This window comes from Nostoc sp., from assembly GCF_036917755.1.
Classification (GTDB): domain Bacteria; phylum Cyanobacteriota; class Cyanobacteriia; order Cyanobacteriales; family Nostocaceae; genus Nostoc.
In genome coordinates, this window is record NZ_JBALFC010000051.1 from 21,366 (window position 1) to 39,767 (window position 18,402).

Genomic DNA, 18,402 nt, shown 5'->3' on the forward strand with positions numbered 1-18,402 from the left:
GGGTTGCTGCTGACATCCAGTTTACATCGTTGCCAAAACAGCTGTTACCGCCTTTAACCAATCTAGCTAGAGAATCGTATTTTAACGTGTCGCGGAAGTCCCCACCTTCAATGTACTCATAAGGTGGGGATAGGGAGCGGACGACGATTACACCTCCGACCAACATCAATCGTCAGATTGATTAGGGAGTGGGGTGGATAAGGAGTCGTCAATCTTGGGACTAGGCAGCCTGTCGATCCAATCTTCGACCAACTGTGTAACCGTCTTTTCTCTACTTACTGCATAAGCCTTAAGCTTGTCATTTCGTTTTTGCGATAACCTAACTCTGATGGATCTTTCTTTCATAATGTATCGCTGTTATGGATACATCTAAGATATTATATAAATGGTTGCTAACCCACCCGACCGTATTGAACAGACAGGCTAACTTCAAAGTAGTAGTAAGATACAAGACGTGCGATAAATCGGTAGATCGGGGAAAGAACACTGTTAGCTGGTTGACTATTGTCGTGAATCCAAGCGGTGTTGTGCGAATAAAAATCAAACTCCCTGTGGTAGGCGGGGGGCTGCCTGTGGACGCTGTGTAAGACCATCACGAGATTTAGTTCTCGACTTCTTCGGAAGTTCCTAACGTGGCGACGGCGGTTGAGATGGGAAACCCAAAAGACGAATAAGACCGTCATTGTTGTAGTTGAAATTGGAAGCCCCTTTTTCAGCGAAGCAAAAAGGGGTACTTCACCAAAGTGATATTTATCGTTATAGCGGAGTGGGGGAGGTAGAGGAAGAAGAACTATTGATTATTGAACAATGCTCAATGCCCAATGCCCAATAACAAAACTATACAGGAGGGCTGACGTTGCAAGTTAAAGCAGCAGTAGCTTACAGCGCAGGTAAGCCGTTGACGATTGAAACCGTTCAACTATCGGGGCCGCAAGCCGGTGAAGTGTTAGTTGAAATTAAAGCCAGTGGGATTTGTCATACCGATGCCTTTACCCTATCTGGTGACGATCCCGAAGGTTTGTTTCCGGCAATTTTGGGACATGAAGGCGCTGGTGTGGTAGTGGAGGTAGGCGCTGGTGTTAACAGCGTCAAACCAGGGGATCATGTAATTCCCCTCTACACTCCCGAATGCCGTCAGTGCGAATATTGTCTGAGTTTCAAAACTAATCTCTGTCAAGCCATTCGCTTAACTCAAGGACGCGGTGTCATGCCCGATGGCACCAGTCGCTTTAGTCTCGATGGGCAGATGATTCATCATTATATGGGTACATCCACTTTTGCCAACTATACGGTGCTGCCGGAAATCGCCGTGGCAAAAATTCGGGAAGACGCCCCATTTGATAAAGTTTGTTACATTGGCTGTGGTGTGACTACTGGTGTTGGTGCAGTCATCAATACTGCCAAAGTGGAACCGGGAGCAAATGTTGTGGTTTTCGGCTTGGGTGGTATTGGCTTAAATGTCATCCAGGCGGCGCGGATGGTAGGGGCGAATATGATTGTCGGGGTGGATCTTAATGCCAGTAAACGCGCTTTGGCAGAAAAGTTTGGCATGACGCACTTTGTTAATCCCCAGGAAGTAGAGGGTGATTTAGTTCCCTATCTGGTTGATTTAACCAAAGGCGGTGCTGATTACAGTTTTGAATGTATCGGTAATGTCAAAGTTATGCGTCAAGCATTAGAATGCTGCCATAAAGGTTGGGGCGTTAGTGTGGTTATTGGTGTTGCTGGTGCTGGACAGGAAATCAGTACTCGTCCTTTTCAATTAGTAACTGGACGCGTTTGGAAAGGTTCAGCATTCGGTGGCGCTAGAGGACGTACAGATGTGCCGAAAATTGTTGATTGGTATATGCAAGGTAAGATAAATATTGATGATTTGATTACCCATGTAATGCCCATTGAGCAAATTAATGACGCTTTTGATTTGATGCATAAAGGTGAATCAATTCGCAGTGTGGTGACTTTCTAATTCGTAATTCGTAATTCGTAATTAAAAAGACTTTGTATTGATGTTTATGCAGACAGTCCTGTTTTAAATAAGGTTTAAATCTCTATCTAAAACATAATTATGAATTATGAATTTTTCAATTATGTATGTAGACACTAAAAATCTGAAACTCGGCAAAAAACCTAATGCAAAACTTCTATGAAGCAGACTTCTACAGTTGGACTCAAGAACAGGCTAACCTTTTGCGTCATCACCAATGGAACCAGCTTGACTTACCCAATTTAATTGAGGAAATCGAATCTTTGGGAAGAAAGGAACGCCAAGAATTGAGAAATCGTCTTAGTATATTAATTGGACATTTGCTCAAATGGGAATATCAACCAAAGCAAAGGAGTCGTAGTTGGTTAGCAACAATTAGAGTACAACGACGGGAAACTCTTAAGTTGTTGAGCGAAAATCCTAGCCTGAAGCCTTACCTTGAAGAAGCACTCCAGGAATCCTATGAAAACGGTAGGGATTTAGCATCTGGAGAAACAAATCTGTCACTCTCAACTTTTCCCAAGCAATGTTTGTATCCTTTTGAAGAAATTCTGAGCGATCGCTTTTATCCCGGTCAGCCTGGGACAGATGATTTAATGGAATAAAAGCGATAACGCAGACAAATTATTTGGAAATCGCTAAATAATACTCAAATCGCTCCCGGAGTTGTTCAACTGTCAAATTCTGAGTCCAATACTCCACCAGGGCGTGACCAAATGCCCAGGCGTTGCGATCGGGTGAAGCGGAGTTTTCCAGCAGTAGCGGCCACAGAGATAGCAATTCAAAGTTGAGCGGGTTAAGGTTGCCTGTATTCAAGAGCGAGAAAAGCTCATATCCCATTTGGAGTTTGCCAATCACAATCGGCAACTGTTCCACAGGAATTTGCTCTGCCAGCATATATGCTAGGGCTGGAGATCCGGTTGAGAGGGTAGAAACAAACTGGAGGACGGGACTTTTGAGCAATGCCGTTAGTCCCTGTGTTGTCGTCATCTGGAAGGTGTAGTGGTCGATGATTTTGGCTGCGGCGACGATCCGGGCTTCTAGGTTACGCAAAAAGCGGGCGAGACGGAGTTGCTTAGTAGGCGCGATCGCATCTACTAATCCCAACGATAGCGCCTCCACTCCCCAAGCTGTTCGACTTGTTTTGCTGTCACCTGTAACCACGGGTAAAACTAGATTACAGAAGTTTCCCAGCAGTTTGGCGCGATATTCAGTGGCTTCTCGAATCGCAATTTCTTTGGGGCGATCGCCCCATTCCCAATCATAAGGCGGTTGCCATTCGCGGATCGGACGCAGACGATCTACTTGAGTGACGATCGCGATCGCTGGTAAATCTGCAACTTCTGCTTTGATATCTTGCAAAAAGTCCACATCCATTTGCAGCGCAGGATCGAGGGCAGGGGTAGCTAACAGCAGCAAGTCTGCGTTGATGGCATAATCAAGCACCAGATTTCGCAGCTCGGCACGGTTGACTTGTTCATAACCAGGTGTATCCCAAAGCGTCAGGGTTTCCCCACTTTCAGTCTGCCATTGATAATTCTGAATCCGATCGGTACTGGGTAAAACATCAACAGCCGCGAGATCCGCCTGAAATAGCGTATTAATTAGGCTACTTTTTCCTGACCCGGTGCGCCCCACCAGCAGAATATTCACAGGTTTTTGCTCAACCGCCTCGGCTGGTTGAGCTTGAGTCAGGATTTCTCGAAGTGTTTGGGTTTTTGCCTTGGGTAAAGTTGGTGTAGGTGAGGTTGCTGAAATTGGTAATGTGCTACGTCCGTAGAGAGCGATCGCTTGTCGGCATAAGTTTCTCAGGGCAGCTTCCCGAAATAACTGGCTCAAATTCCCCAACAATTGCTGAGTTGCTTGGTTGCTAGAACCCTGGCTGGCTTGTTTTGCCACCGCCGCCACCGGATTTAAAACCCACTGCGCCCAGTTCCAAACTTTCCAGAATTTCCGAGCCGATGGTTCCAACTTCCGGTAGACCTCATATCCTTGGTATGCTTGCCCAACCGTCACCTGATTGAGGACTGGGGATAACTTTTGCATCCACTGATCCATATCATCCACTGTTCCGCGAATCAACCCGTAAGCTTGGGGGACGTAAATGTTTAGCAGGGGATATTGAATTTGAGGATTGTAGATATGAGCGATCGCCACAACTAAATCTTGGCATCGCGTCCAAAAAGTTTGCCAGTCTTCCCAAATCGGGCGATCGCTTTGTGCTGCTTGCAGAATCTCTTGGAGTGCGGTTTCTGCTTGCTTTGTGACATCGCTTCCCACTGGTAGCTTTACTGTATCCTCTGCTGTCGATTCCAGTTCTTCGCGGACTTGGGCTAATACAGCTTCCACTTGGTTAACAGCAGGTTGAGTCCATTTGACTAGCAGCCAACGCCAACCCACGAATAAAAGGGTGAATACACCCCAGATCCAACTAATACCCCACGCATGAATTTGTGAACCGGCGGATACCAGTAAGAAAATGATGATAAAAGCGATCGGGATTGCCAAAACAACCCACTGCCATAGTTTTAATCGCACCATTGCCCCATACCTGCTTTGAAATGTTGGGAAATTCGAGTTTTTGCAAAAATTACTCTTATAAAAAGTCTATCGTCTCCAATCTAGGCAGGATGTTTGGTATTCTGGGATTAGTGCTAGACCCCTAATTATTAGGGATAAATGTTTTATTTTGCTGTGGGCAGCTAAAAAACAACGGACATTTATATTTCTAGATTAGAAGAAGTTTTAAATTGCTCGGTTGCTTATGGGAGCAAAATTTAGTAAACAAGCTATGCAAACCATTACCGAGATTGGCACGTTGATTGTCAGCACACCCGGAACCTGTGGTGGTCGCCCTCGAATTGCGGGACACCGGATTACGGTACACAACATTGCGATCGACTTCAATGCAGGCATAAAACCGGAAGAGATAGTTGTCCAAAGATCACAGCTAATGTTGGCACAAGTTTATGCAGCGCTAGCTTACTACTATGCTAACCAAGAAGTAATTGACACGGAGATTGCCGCAGAAATTGAAGAATACGACTGTTTGGAAGCTGAATATACGGCGAAGAGACAGTGAGTCAAATTCGTTTGTAACGAAAAATCAAGGTTTTTAACCCACGGAGGTGGGTTTTGTCTGTGTAGCCGCGACTTCCAGTCGCCAGGGCTAGTAATAAATTAGACTTTTAAAATATTTTCTTAGACCACTATCAGGGTTTTAATTAATACTAGGCTTCATTCATAAAACTGCTATCTTAATAAAGATATCCTCGATGTGATCTAGCATGTCATCAGTTAATTGCAAGGCAATAACTAAATCTGGAGAAAAATGTAAGCTCAAAGCTAATTCTTCTGGATACTGTCATATACATGATCCTGAAAAAATTGCTGAATTCGAGGCGAAACAACATTTACCTGAAATGTTCGCAGATGAGGTTTCAGCCAAGACCTTTAGCCAACGACGAGGCTTGAAGCCAATATCTGAGATTATCCAAATTGATAGTATGAATGATGATCTACGCACTTCTCTTTGGAATGTTTTAAGTGCAAATTTCTTACTTGAGTACTCAGAAAAATCACCTTTTAAAATTATGATATATTCAGGGATAGATATAGATAATTTTATTAAATTTCTTTGGAAAAACTATTTTAAGCATCCTTTGGATAACTTGCCTAGCGGATCAGGAGCATCTGTAAACTGGTTATTAAAATATTTTCAAAAGTGCCAATGGAACGAAGTTTATGATTTTCTTGAGATCACTATGAACTATTTCAGAAATCCGAAACTTGTAGAAGATATAAACTCTGTATTAGAAAGAGAACTGGCTGGTTATAGATTTGTCGGAGGTGTATTCACAGATATCACCAATGAGCAAGAAATTGAAATGCTTGAGCAAGCAGTAGATGATAAAAATTTTCCTGCTGTGTCCAGCCATTTGAAGCGCTCCCTTGCTTTAATGAGTGACAAGGAAAATCCTGACTATAGAAACTCTATAAAAGAATCTATTTCTGCTGTCGAAAGCCTTGCAAAAGCTATGACTGGAAAACCAAAAGGAACTTTAGCAGATGCTCTGAAAGTTCTGGAAGTTTCTCACAATTTACATCCCGCTTTAAAAAATTCATTCTTAATTCTGTATGGATATACAAGTGATGAGGGGGGTATCAGACATGCTATGTTGACTGAGCCTGATATAACTGTTGCTGATGCAAAGTTATTTTTACTTTCATGTACGTCTTTCATAAATTACCTGAAATCGAAGATTTAGAGTGCGATCGCTTTATAATTAGATTTTGGGAGATCAGGAGCGATCGCTTCTACCGCTCTATGCATATCTCCAACACGCACTGCGATCGCAAGTAAGAATAAGAGTGCAATATTCTTCTTTTCTGATGTTGACATCAGAATAAACAGTTTTAAAGACAAGCCGAACTTTTAATAGTTCGGCTGAGTTTTATCAATCATCTATACGCAGTAGCTTGCGGTAAAACGGTTGTGAAAAATCGGTCACGCGATGACGTTTATAGTTGTCCATAAGTTCAATTAAAAAATTAATAAACTCGAAACTAGCCATCATCAGTTCGTAACTCAGGTCAGCGTTGCCATCAAACTGGATTCGGCAACGAGTTAAGTCTGACGGTAAAGTAGCAACATTCCAGGAGGCGACGAAGGGGATATGTTCACTGGCTTCTATCTTCCGATGTCCCTCCAAGACCCCTTTTTGATAAAGACTGATGGCATAGGGTAAGAAATTGCGCCTAGCACCCTGAACGTAAGGTAAGTAAACACTGGCTTGTTGTTGAGTGGCAGGCTGGAGTTGCTCAATAGACATTCTTAAATATTCCTTAAGTTAGTTGGTAACTGCGGATATTAGTGGCTGTTAGTAGTATTCCCAAAAGATGTGTCTAAAATACATAGGGGAGTGGGGAGTGGGGGAGTTAGGAGTTAGGAATTATAAGAATTCTTTCCCCAATGCCCAATGCCAATGCCAATGCCAATGCCAATGCCCAATACCCAATGCCCAATGCCCAATGCCCAATGCCCAATGCCCAATGCCCAATGCCCAATGCCCAATGCCCAATGCCCAATGCCCAATACTCAATGCCCAATGCCCAATGCCCAATGCCCAATGCCCAATGCCCAATGCCCGATAAATAAAGTTACTGCTAAGAAATATTAAAATTTCGGTTACAATGATGCTGCATTAACTTTTATCGAAGCAGGGATAGCGGGTATTGCAGTTTGCCCATTCCGATTAATATCGGGAAAAGTAGCTTAGGGATATTTGTCCGTAAAATTACTAACTGTAGACAAATACTGGTTTTTGAATCAAGCAACCTAACCTATGCCAGCGAATTCCTGGCCCGAAGAAGATTCTTATCAAGAGCTTGATCCGCTCAACTCCTTGTTGTCTGACCTATCAGTAGATGAGGAGTCGGTATTAGAGACAGATCCTGTGTCTCTAACACCCCGGTTTCAAGGTCGTAGACGCAAAGCAGCTCTAGTCTTGACTATCGTCTGGAGTGGCACGATCGCTCTACATTTAGTTTCTTGGGCTTCTATATTTATTCTAGGACTAACCACCATTCTAGGATTTCATGCCTTGGTGGTAGTGTTTACTAAACCCCGTCGCTATCCAAAAGAAATACAGGGAGATTTGCCCTCTGTATCTTTGCTAGTGGCTGCGAAAAATGAAGAAGCGGTAATTGCTAAATTAGTCAAAAATCTTTGTAATCTGGAATATCCAGGTGGACAGTACGAAGTATGGATAATTGATGATCACAGCAGTGATAGCACCCCACATTTATTAGCAGAACTAGAACACAAACACGAGCAACTGAAAGTATTAAGGCGTTCAGCAGCAGCTAGTGGTGGCAAATCGGGGGCGTTGAATCAAGTATTGCCATTGACAAAGGGCGATATTATCGCAGTATTTGATGCTGATGCCCAAGTAACACCAGACTTGCTGCAACAGGTAATACCTTTATTTCAAAGAGAAAAGGTGGGGGCGGTGCAGGTGCGAAAAGCGATAGCCAACGCTAAAGAAAACTTTTGGACTAAGGGGCAAATGGCAGAAATGGCACTTGATACCTGGTTTCAGCAACAGCGGACTGCCCTTGGTGGCATTGGCGAACTGCGGGGCAATGGTCAATTTGTCAGGCGTTCCGCCTTGGAAAGCTGCGGTGGCTGGAATGAGGAAACCATTACTGATGATTTGGATTTAACAATCCGTTTACATTTGGAAAAATGGGATATTGAGTGTGTTTTCCATCCAGCCGTGCAAGAAGAAGGAGTGACAAGTGCAGTTTCACTCTGGCATCAGCGCAACCGTTGGGCAGAAGGCGGTTATCAACGCTATCTGGATTACTGGAATTTAATTCTCAAAAACCGCATGGGAACGCGCAAAAGCTGGGATTTGCTGATTTTTATGCTGATTATGTATATCTTACCTACAGCAACAGTCCCAGATTTATTGATGGCGATCGCTCGTCATCGTCCACCAATGTTAAGTCCGATCACAGGCTTGTCCATTTCTATGTCGATGGTTGGGATGTTTACAGGTCTGAGGCGGATACGTCAAGATCAAAAATTCCCACTTTCTACATATTATCTGATACTGGTGCAAACCCTGCGTGGCAGTTTATATATGTTGCACTGGTTAGTCGTCATGAGCAGTACTACCGCCCGGATGTCGGTAAGAGAAAAGCGCCTAAAATGGGTGAAAACTTTGCATACTGGGAATGGGGAATAGGGCATGGGGCATAGGGCATGGGGCATAGGGAATAGGGGAATGATGGAGTACAGGCAATACGGTTCGGTTAAGGGTGCATAGTCCTTAAAGATCCCCCTTAGTCCCCCTTAAAAAGGGGGAAATAGAGCCATTATTAGCCCCCCAATTTATCGGGGGGTTGGGGGGATCGAGTCTTATCCGAACCGTATTGGGAGTAGAGGGGCAAGGAGAACTTTTTTAAGGTCTTTCCCATCTGCCCAATGCCCAATGCCCAATGCCCAATGCCCAATGCCCAATGCCCAATTTTTTATTCATCATCAACTTCTGATTCTTCTATCCACTCAGGTGTAGTTATGGAATCGGAGAATTCTGTTGAATCCTCTGCAAAGCGGATAATTTGTCCGTTGAAAAATTCTGCTAGACGTTGAGCTGCGATCGCTACTTCGTCAACTTCCCAATCAGGTGCAGGCGTTCGCGGTGGCGGTGGAGGCAAAGTTTGCATCCCATTTCCATTTACACCATTTCCATTTACACCATTTCCATTTACACCATTTCCATTTACACCATTTCCACTTGCCCCATTTCCATTTGCCCCATTTCCATTTGCCCCATTTTTATTTACTCCATTTCCATTTACTCCATTTCCATTTACCCCATTTCCATTTACACCATTTCCGTCCTTTGCTGCCGACTCGGTTTTTAGTGGTGCTGGCTGTGGTACTGGCGCTGAAGACGAAATTTGCTGGTTGTAACTGGGAGTTGGTGGCTGCTGAACGCGAGTAGAGTCTTTTGGCGGAGGATTTTTTTTAGCTGAAGTAGAGTTTGAAGAAGTTCCTTTTTCTATATTTATCTGGATTTCACGCTGGAAAGTCTGCTGGAAAGCTGCCGTAATCATCGGTAGATCAGATTTCCCCTTGTCATACCATGCCTGTTTGATCGCAATTCGAGCCACAGTACCATCGAACTCTACGAGATGGCTCATTTGACGCAGCATTTCTTGCCTTGATTTTGGCTGGAGGTTAGCAAGCACCTGTTGCCAAACCTGAGTTAAGTCATATTGTGCTTCCCCAACAACTTCTGAAGTTACTGGTTCAACGTTCGCAGGTGGCATCGGTACAGATACAGGTTCTGGAGTTGGTGGTGAAACTGAGTTAGCAGCAGAATTGTGATTTGTTTGCCGTTCATCTGGGGGAGATGAAGTTACGGGCTGATTTTGGGCAGCCGCTTGATAATTAGGAGATGCAGAATTATGATTTGTTTGCGGTTCAGCTAGAGGTACAGAAGAAACTGGGTGATTTTGGGCAACTGCTGGAGGATAGCTTGGAGATACAGCAGGTGTATTAACTCGCGGCGCGACACTTGCGGCTTGTGGCTGAATATTCGTCGCACTGGGTAACAATCCTAATAATGTTACCTCCAACCACAAACGCGGCTGGGTGCTATTTTTAATTTGTACTTCTGATATTCGCAGGTGTTGCTGTCCTGCTAAAATTGCGCTCATATCCAAGTATTGAGCAAATTCAACCAGCGCTGTCCAGGTTTGCTGAGTACAAGCAACCAAATCGTGGCGCTTGGGTGCTGTTTTAGCTATGAGTAAATCGCGGTAAAAAGCAGCGAGATTTTGCAGAATAGTTAGAGGTTCTCGACCACGATCTAGAATGTAGTGGGTACAGTCCAGAATTGCTTCTGGTTTATCTTGAGCGATCGCATTTAGAAGCCCCAGCAAGTCCTGTTCGCTCACTGTCCCCACTAAATCCCAAACTCGCTCTGGTGTCACTTCACCCGCTAATAAACCCAATTGGTCGAGTAGACTTTCGGCATCTCGCAATCCCCCCTGAGCAAGTTGGGCTACCAGGGTTACAGCATCGGGTGAAATATGAATATTTTCTTTAGAGGCGATCGCACTTAAATGCTTCACCATCGCTTCTAATTGAATGCGTCTAAAATCAAACCTTTGGCAGCGTGAAATAATCGTTGGTAACACCCGTTGCGGGTCTGTTGTCGCCAATACAAAAACTACGTGTCTCGGTGGTTCCTCTAGTGTCTTCAGTAGCGCGTTGAATGCCTGGGTACTGAGCATGTGGCAATTGTGTACCAAAAGCCCATTTGCCACAAAATTATGATTATCTGCAACTTCAATGTCATAGACTCGCTCAATCCCAGCGAGGTGAACAGATTCGACTGTCTCCAAACTTGTAATCCATTGAGGGGATGGAATATTGTTTAAGGTCTGCCAGCCATTTTCTACTGGTACTTGCCCCCAACCGTATATAGTGGTATGTCTTGCCAGTACTACTTCTGGTGTAAAATTTTGTTGTTGCTGAGTATCCCATTGCTGTAAGCCAAGTAGCAATGAGTTGGTTTTCTGCGGCAGAGAATCCTTCGGTATGTAGTTGAATTTGTGGACTTCCTTCTGGACTGAGGGCAAGTGAACCATCATCGCAAAACCACCAAGCAAGTCCTTCGGCTTGTTTAAGGATAGATTCCAGGTCGAATGATTTTTGCCCGGATGTATTGCCTTTAAACTGGTGTCCGCTAGCAAATCTCCGGGTGCGTCCATCGATACCAAATTTGTAAATGAGGATGCCACATCCACATTCACAGGGGATAGTATCTTCATTCCTTCTTTTACGTTCAATGCTTGTAGCCATCCCTGGTTTGTCCTAATTAAATGATTACCCGTACATCTAATTTCTCGATTAGTTGTCTTGATAACCAGGGTTTGCCGTTCTCCTTGGTCTAACCACCTGACAACTTTCTTAAATTCCCACTTAAGAGATGAGTCGTTGTAACTCAAAACCCTCTTGTCTTTGATTTTGGGATCATCGATTCTATTAAGTCCGTCATCGGTCAAGACCAGAGAATCTCCAGTTAGGCACTCGTCGATCACATAAACCTTGTAGCGACATTGCACAGGAGCAAACTGGGCTTTTTCAATCAACTCGCGGATATTATCGACACCAGTGTTGCTGGCGGCGTCGATTTCAATTACATCTAAGGCGTAACCCTTGGTGATCCCCTGACAAACCTCACACACGCCGCAGGGTTCAGCAGTCGGCTTATCACCTTTGAGACAATTGAGGGATTTAGCCAGAATCCGGGCGCTAGAAGTTTTCCCCGTACCTCTAGGCCCAGTGAATAAATAGGCGGGGGCGATTTTGGATGTGCCGATCGCATTCGTGAGGGTGGTGGCGATCGCCTCTTGTCCCACCAGTTCAGCAAAACTCTTGGGGCGATATTTGTGGTGCAGGGGTTCGTAAGACATGGAAAAATAGACTTCAATGCCTTTCAAAGTTAATTAGTAGCACCGAGTCGAGTTTAGGATTCAACTATTTTAAACTCTCGTACCCGCTTTATTTGTGGATGTTCGCATCGCGCTTACACTCAACTAATGCCGTAAATTTTGGCACTCAGGAAAGCAAGCAACTACAGCTTATCCTCTACTATGATTTCAACATCAAAGTATGGGAATTATAGCATATCATTTAGTACATTTGTTCTATTAAAAGGAGTGGGGAGTGGGGAAGAATAACTATTGCCCAATCATGACTTACGCACTCAGATCGCCCAACCTCCTTAAGGAGCTAGCGGGGATCTACGTTTCAGGCTTCAGTGTGTAAATCCTATATATCTCAAACTAGCCTCAGAACATATCACAAACGCAATTTTTTAAGTGTTTATACTGTAGTTAAAAAGAAAAAGCATCGTTAGATTTACAAGAATCACAAAAAAAATCCCTTTTAAAATTACTGCCAATAACTTGTGACTTGGAGGTTGAGGCTAAATAAACTAACGTTTTGAGGTTTCTTTAGTTAAAGATTTTCATTAGACTCATCCGCAAATCGTAAATGCTTACAGTGAATGGGTTTTAAGAATTTGGATTCAATAGGTGATCGCTATCTTAGCCGACGAGGAAATGGGTGTTTGAAAGCATTCAAGGACAGAAAAATCAAAACTGGGAAGAAAGGTAGAAAAGGATTAAATCAATTTAAACAGAGAAAATCAAGTATTAATAGTTAAAGAGAATAACCGATTGAGTCGTAATCTGACCCTGAAGGGGCGACACGCACCTTATATTCCAAGTGCTGCAAAGGTTTGACCGAATTATGGTAAAAAAAGATAGGTCAATCATTGTCAAGAAGACCTATCTATTGAAAATGTTACCTCCATTGTATCAAACTAGCTTAGAAAATCAACTCTCAGAGTCCGAATTGTTGTTTTTAAACTTGCTGATTAATGTCCTACAAGATATTAAAGAAGTAAGTCTAGAAAAAATAGCTAATGCTTTACCTGTACCAATATTAAACGTTTTTGGCTTTGAGGATTTAGCAAGTGGTGGTGACAAAGACTTCAACGATATGATCGTGCGAGTCAATCTGACTATCGCCTAGTCTAAGTTATTAAACATCGCCTATACTCAGGGAAAGTTGCAGTAAGTCTTTCCCCTCTGCCCAATGTCCAATGCCCTAGAGGAAAAAAGAGATTTGCTGTCTATACATTTTATTGACTGAACTAGCGCCATAGTGCAGTGCGATCGCTACAATTTTAGGATAAGCAATACTCGATGGTGCAGCAGATGCTCAAGCGGCTATTTCAATGGCTCAAAAAGCTTTTTCAGAGCTTGTTTGGTGGAAAACAGACTGCCTCAAAATCTCGGGAGAATGTGCAAAAAGAACCAGCACCACCCTTAAGCGATACGGATCTGGAATTTCTCTTCAACGAACTGTTGCAAGGAGTACATCAAGCACGAGGGGAAGCATGGGCACGGAAATGGCTGCATAATATTGAACATCGCATCTCAACTGAACGCTGGGTTGAGTGGTTAGGGCGCTTTGGCGACAGATTGCTAGCATCACCTACACCCAATAATGAAATAGCTGCGCGGTTAGTGCAGCTGGGTGAGTTGGATATCGGAGAAATTGGAGATGTTGCCTATAGTATCGGGATGCAGTTGTTGACACGCAATCAAGGCGAACCAATTTGGGAATATGAAGGGCCAGATGCTGTCAGCACGACTTTCCCCTCTGAGCCAACGGACGCAATATTAGAGTCAGCAGATGCACCAGAGAACCTCCCAGAGGGAGAATCCCAAACTGTCACCTTAGAAGAGTTGTTTGTGATGTTGCAGGAGGATGAAAACTTACGCCAGCAGATTGCTCAACAGCTTGCCGTTGAAACAGACGATCCACAAGTGCTTGTCCAGGCATTGATTAGCCAATTATATCCGGCTGGTCAATCGACTACAGAGCAAACAGAAAATTAAACGAAGTCGGAAGTCGGAAGTCGGAAGTCGGAAGTCGGAAGTAAGTTTTGTGACGGGGATTTAGCGCTGCATTGCGGTCTTAAGGTCTCCCCCGCCGCAGGATGCGCGTTCGCAAAGCGTCTCGCAGAGAAGCGCTGTAGAAGAGCAACTTTGCAAGACAGACCCCGACCCAAAACGTTCGGCAATTGATGCTATGAAACTTAAACCCCTAAACTTAGTTAACGGCAACGCAAGCTCAGTAACCATCGTACAGAATCCATTCTGGATTCTGGCTCCTGAATTCTGAATTCTTCTTCGGTCAAAATTCTAGAGTTGAATCTGGTAATTGTAACGTTGTAATGCTATTCTCTTGAAGTTTTGTATATGTTTTGCTAGTCTGCTACGGAAGCGCTGTCTGAATCTAATGGATTTTTACGTGATTCATGATTTTTTTAACACAACGATGGCTACAATCTAGAAAAACAAAATCCAAGAGTGTGGCAGATGCTCAGGCGGATATCGCAGTCGCTTAAAAGGTTTTTAAAGCGCCTCATTGCAAGTAAGCAGACTCGTCGTTCTCTCAAGGGTGGGAGAGGACACAATCTGGTGGGGGTACTACCAGAACTAACCAATGCGGATCTAGAACAATTGTTTATCCAATTGCTAGAAGGCGTGCATCAAGCACGAGGACGAGAGTGGGCATTGAGGTATCTGCAACGGATCGAAAATCGCATTCCGGCTGAACGCTGGATAGATTGGTTGGTGATGTTTGGCGAAAGCAAGCTTGCTTCACCCACACCGAATCCTCTGTTAGCAACCCAGATGGTGCAGTTGGGAGAACTTGGTGTTGGCAGAATCGGAGATGTTGCATACAACATTGGCATCCGGCTGATGCAAAATTCACCCATAGAAAACTCACGCACACCCATAGAGTATGAGGACAATCAGGCGCAAGATGGCGTAGAAATCACTCCTGGGCAAGAACTGATCCGCGACTTAGGCGAACAATTATGGGAATATAATCAGCCAGATGTAATAGAAACTACTCCTGGGCAAGAACTGATCCGCAACTTAGGCGAACAGTTATGGGAGTATAATGAGCCAGATGTTGTAGAAACTACAACCGATGAAGAAATTCTCCCAACTTCCCCTGGGCAAGAGCTAATCCGTAGCTTAGGTGAACAGTTATGGGAATATGATGTGGAAGATGTTGAACCAATAACCTCAGCACCCCAAAATGTTTCTTCTGAGGAAGGATTTACCGAGAACTTAGAGGAACCGGTATTGGAATATGAACGAGAAGACACCCAAACCACAATAAGAGAAAATCTCCCTCTCCCCCCCGCAAAAGATTCAATCACCTCATTAGCCCAACTGAGGTTCGGCGATGAAGAGGAAGTTACTCCAACTAAAACACCAACAAATCTACTTTCTACTAGACAAAAAACTGAATTAATAACGTCTGACTCAGAGGAAATCTGGGATAGCACTTTGACGAATTTAGATCCAAATGTGGCTTATACCCTAGATGAGTTATGGGTAAGGTTGGATCAAAGTACCAATTTAGTCCAGCAACTTGCTTCTAATTTGGCAGTTCAAGGCAGTAATTCCCCTGGTATTATTGAGCGACATAGCGATAATCCTGTTACTCAGGCTCAAGCGTGGTTTTACGAAGGTCTAAGCCAAGCTAAAACAGGTGATTTGTTAGGCGCGATCGCCTCTTATGACCAAGCTATTGAACTTCAACCCAAATTCCCCGAATATTGGTTTAACCGAGGCTTGACGCTGTTTCATTTAGAACGTTTTGATGAAGCGATCGCATCTTACCTAACAGCCACAGAACTGAAACCCGACTTCTACAAAGCTTGGTATAACAGAGGTCGAACTCTCGGAGAATTAGGATACTTTGAAGAAGCGATCACTTCTTTTGACAAAGCTATAGAAATTAAACCAGATTACCAAGAAGCTTGGTCTAGCCGGGGTTTGGCGCTGCTAAAATTAGGTTGGCTACCCGAAGCAATTTCTAGTTATGACCAAGCCCTGCATCTGGAACCAGAAGACCAGGAAAACTGGTATTACCGAGGCATAGCCCTAGCTGTAGGCGAACAATTTGCCGAAGCGATTATATCTTACGACAAAGCGCTAGAAATTCACCCAGAGTATCACGAAGTCTGGATAGACCGGGGTGTAGTGCTGTTTAATTTAGGAAGGTGGTCAGAAGCGATCGCCTCTTGGGATAAAGCCCTTTCAGTTCAAGCCGACTTCTACTTAGCTTGGTATAACCGGGGTATAGCGTTAGACAACTTAGGACGTCGCACTGAAGCGATCGCCTCCTATCGGCAAACGATCGCCATCAAACCCGACTTCCACTTAGCTTGGTATAATCAGGCAGTAGCACTGTTTTATTTAGAACAATATGCCGAAGCGATCGCCTGTTATGACAGCGCTTTGCAAATTAAACAAGATTATTGGGAAGCTTGGATTGGTCGGGGAACTGCGATCGGTCATTTAGTGAATAATGACGCATTGCTGAATTTGTCGAGTCGGATAACAGCGACAAATCCCGCCTTACAACAGGGTGGCTACGAAGGAAAATTAGCCAGCTACGAAGAAGGGTTAAAGCATCTGCGGACAGATACCCACCCAGAAGGTTGGGGTAGATTGCATGTTGCGATCGCTAATACTTACTACGACCGAGGCAAAAAACATCCCAATACCCGCGATTATTGGCGCAAAGCCGCATCTGAGTACCATCAGGCGCTGTTAACCCTCACACTAGAATATTTTCCCCAGTTGCACCTAGAGGTTTTGCAATCTCTAAGCAAAGTGCTGATGGGTTTGGGACAAACAACACAAGTTCAAGAATTACAGCAACGCGGTACAGATTTATTGCGACAATTACTGAGTGAAGAAACTCGCTCAGACGAAAGTAAAAAACAGCTAGCTCTAAAATTTGCTGGATTTGAGCAATTAGCAGTTGATTTAGCCGTAGAATCCGGTGATTTAGTTGAAGCTTGGCAAATTGCTGAACAAGGTAAAAATGCCTGTTTAAACTGGCTGCTTTCTGGCTGGAATAATCATATTTACTCACCTGATTATGGCGCAATTCAACAACTATTTAATTCCACAACAGCAATTATTTACTGGCACATTAGTCCGGTTGCCCTACATACTTTCATTCTCAAAGACCAAGCGCCATCACCAATCCTCCTCTTTACACCCATGCAAGATCCTGGGGCAATACCTTTAGGAGAAGACGCTATCCTTCTAAATGAATTGCCTCTACCCGAAGCAGTGCAACGCCTAATTGAATTTGAAAGTTGGCTAGAAGATTGGCATCAACAATACCAAGAATATCGCAGCACAGCCCAAGACAAAGAAAGTAAAAGCCAGCATTCTTGGCGAGTTGATATGGAACAGAAGCTGTTGCAACTGTATGAAATCCTGAATATTTCCACAATTGCCCAGGAACTCGAAGGCATCACCCAACTGGTTTTAATTCCTCATCGTGACTTGTACAGATTGCCCATTCATACACTTTTCCATCTCTCTTTACCATCGCCGGAAGAGTTGCCGAATGTAGAATCAAATTTCAGCGTCACCTATCTGCCTAGTGCCCAAATAGGTTTATCAATAAAAACTGAAGATATTTGGCAGTGGCAAAATCAGTTATTGCTCAGTGTTGAACATCCTGAGAGTGCAGCTTATCACACACTCAAATTTGCCAAACTTGAGTCTGAAGTTGTTAGCCAGATGTTCAATAATATTCAACGAATTCAGGGGTCAGAAGCTACAAAAAATATTGTCGAAAACGCCTTATTTGGTAATTACAACATCTTTCATTTTACGGGTCGTGTCACTAATAATTTAGCAGAACCTAAAAAGTCAGAATTAGCATTAGCAGGCGAAGACAAACTTACACTAGATGAAATCTGCCAACAAAATCTAGCAAGTTACAACCTTATTACTCTCTCTGCCTGTGAAAATTTAAGTACTAGCAACCAAACTATCAGCAGCGAATATGTGAGTTTAGTAACTGGTTTTGTGAGTCAGGGTGTTCCTCATGTAGTGAGTACTCTGTGGAGTGTCGAATCTTCGGCTAGTGCCTTGGTAATGATCGAGTTTTACCGACGATTGCAGCCCAATAAATCAGCAGTTACTGCCTTAGCCGAAGCAACACGATGGCTGAAAGAGCTAACTGCTGGAGAACTCACAAAATGGTATGAAGATATCTTGAATAATCTGCATCCAGAGGAATTACGAATTCAAACTTATTTAGCGACACAACTATATAGAAATAGTAAAATGGCATCAGATAAAAATCTTTATAATCATCCTTACTATTGGGCAGCATTCACAATTACGGGTAAGCCAAATTAATTTTTTGTGCTGCTGCTAAAACTGCTATTTTATTCCTCGCCGATTCTGGCTTCTTAGAGCTAGAA

At 43.7% G+C, this 18,402-nt stretch carries 15 protein-coding genes; 10 read left to right on the forward strand and 5 right to left on the reverse strand.

What is annotated here, in order from left to right; translation table 11 throughout:
• Positions 1-392: 392 nt before the first annotated feature.
• Complete coding sequence (locus V7L05_RS12885) at positions 393-683, reverse strand: hypothetical protein (RefSeq protein ID WP_335164538.1); 291 nt, start codon at positions 681-683, stop codon at positions 393-395.
• A gap of 14 nt (positions 684-697) precedes the next feature.
• On the opposite strand from V7L05_RS12885, the gene V7L05_RS12890 reads away from it, so the two are divergent.
• From V7L05_RS12890 to V7L05_RS12900, 3 genes are all read left to right on the forward strand, one after another.
• On the forward strand, positions 698-832 hold the full coding sequence (locus tag V7L05_RS12890; RefSeq protein WP_335164539.1) for a hypothetical protein: 135 nt from the start codon (positions 698-700) through the stop codon (positions 830-832).
• A 24-nt stretch (positions 833-856) separates the two neighbouring features.
• On the forward strand, positions 857-1,966 hold the full coding sequence (locus V7L05_RS12895) for an S-(hydroxymethyl)glutathione dehydrogenase/class III alcohol dehydrogenase (protein WP_335164540.1): 1,110 nt from the start codon (positions 857-859) through the stop codon (positions 1,964-1,966).
• 164 nt (positions 1,967-2,130) lie between these two features.
• Positions 2,131-2,589: a DUF29 domain-containing protein gene (locus tag V7L05_RS12900; RefSeq protein ID WP_335164541.1), complete on the forward strand. Its 459-nt coding sequence runs from the start codon at positions 2,131-2,133 to the stop codon at positions 2,587-2,589.
• Positions 2,590-2,608: 19 nt separating this feature from the next.
• Here the strand turns inward: V7L05_RS12900 and V7L05_RS12905 are convergent, their stop codons facing one another.
• Positions 2,609-4,525, reverse strand: coding sequence for a GTPase family protein (locus V7L05_RS12905; protein WP_335164542.1), 1,917 nt, complete (start codon positions 4,523-4,525; stop codon positions 2,609-2,611).
• Between the two features lie 250 nt (positions 4,526-4,775).
• On the opposite strand from V7L05_RS12905, the gene V7L05_RS12910 reads away from it, so the two are divergent.
• On the forward strand, positions 4,776-5,066 hold the full coding sequence (locus V7L05_RS12910; protein WP_335164543.1) for a DUF433 domain-containing protein: 291 nt from the start codon (positions 4,776-4,778) through the stop codon (positions 5,064-5,066).
• A gap of 205 nt (positions 5,067-5,271) precedes the next feature.
• Positions 5,272-6,252, forward strand: coding sequence for an AbiJ-NTD4 domain-containing protein (locus V7L05_RS12915; RefSeq protein WP_335164544.1), 981 nt, complete (start codon positions 5,272-5,274; stop codon positions 6,250-6,252).
• Here the strand turns inward: V7L05_RS12915 and V7L05_RS12920 are convergent.
• Together V7L05_RS12920 and ebsA are read right to left on the reverse strand one after the other, a co-directional pair.
• Positions 6,249-6,386 (reverse strand): hypothetical protein, encoded by a 138-nt coding sequence (locus V7L05_RS12920; RefSeq protein WP_335164545.1) that lies wholly within the window; start codon positions 6,384-6,386, stop codon positions 6,249-6,251. The two genes, V7L05_RS12915 and V7L05_RS12920, sit on opposite strands and share 4 nt — an antisense overlap.
• A 55-nt stretch (positions 6,387-6,441) precedes the next feature.
• Positions 6,442-6,816 carry a type IV pilus biogenesis protein EbsA gene (gene ebsA, locus V7L05_RS12925; protein WP_334830063.1) on the reverse strand — a complete coding sequence of 125 codons (375 nt, stop codon included), beginning with the start codon at positions 6,814-6,816 and terminating at the stop codon, positions 6,442-6,444.
• Positions 6,817-6,956: 140 nt separating this feature from the next.
• On the opposite strand from ebsA, the gene V7L05_RS12930 reads away from it, so the two are divergent.
• A complete protein-coding gene (locus V7L05_RS12930) occupies positions 6,957-7,142 on the forward strand; it encodes a hypothetical protein (protein ID WP_335164546.1) in 186 nt (61 codons plus the stop codon).
• A gap of 187 nt (positions 7,143-7,329) precedes the next feature.
• Entirely contained in the window at positions 7,330-8,736 is a 1,407-nt protein-coding gene (locus V7L05_RS12935) for a glycosyltransferase (RefSeq protein ID WP_335164547.1), read from the forward strand.
• 286 nt (positions 8,737-9,022) lie between these two features.
• Here the strand turns inward: V7L05_RS12935 and dnaX are convergent, their stop codons facing one another.
• Positions 9,023-11,980: a DNA polymerase III subunit gamma/tau gene (gene dnaX, locus V7L05_RS12940; protein ID WP_335164548.1), complete on the reverse strand. Its 2,958-nt coding sequence runs from the start codon at positions 11,978-11,980 to the stop codon at positions 9,023-9,025.
• Positions 11,981-12,872: 892 nt separating this feature from the next.
• Between dnaX and V7L05_RS34680 the strand changes: the two genes are divergently transcribed.
• The 3 genes from V7L05_RS34680 (at position 12,873) to V7L05_RS12960 (ending at position 18,337) form a co-directional block, all read left to right on the forward strand.
• The gene (locus V7L05_RS34680) at positions 12,873-13,106 is read left to right on the forward strand and encodes a DUF4114 domain-containing protein (RefSeq protein WP_442936986.1); all 234 of its coding nucleotides are present in this window, start codon (positions 12,873-12,875) and stop codon (positions 13,104-13,106) included.
• A gap of 173 nt (positions 13,107-13,279) precedes the next feature.
• The gene (locus tag V7L05_RS12955) at positions 13,280-13,978 is read left to right on the forward strand and encodes a hypothetical protein (protein ID WP_335164549.1); all 699 of its coding nucleotides are present in this window, start codon (positions 13,280-13,282) and stop codon (positions 13,976-13,978) included.
• 483 nt (positions 13,979-14,461) lie between these two features.
• Positions 14,462-18,337: a CHAT domain-containing protein gene (locus V7L05_RS12960; protein ID WP_335164550.1), complete on the forward strand. Its 3,876-nt coding sequence runs from the start codon at positions 14,462-14,464 to the stop codon at positions 18,335-18,337.
• The last annotated feature ends 65 nt before the right edge of the window (positions 18,338-18,402 follow it).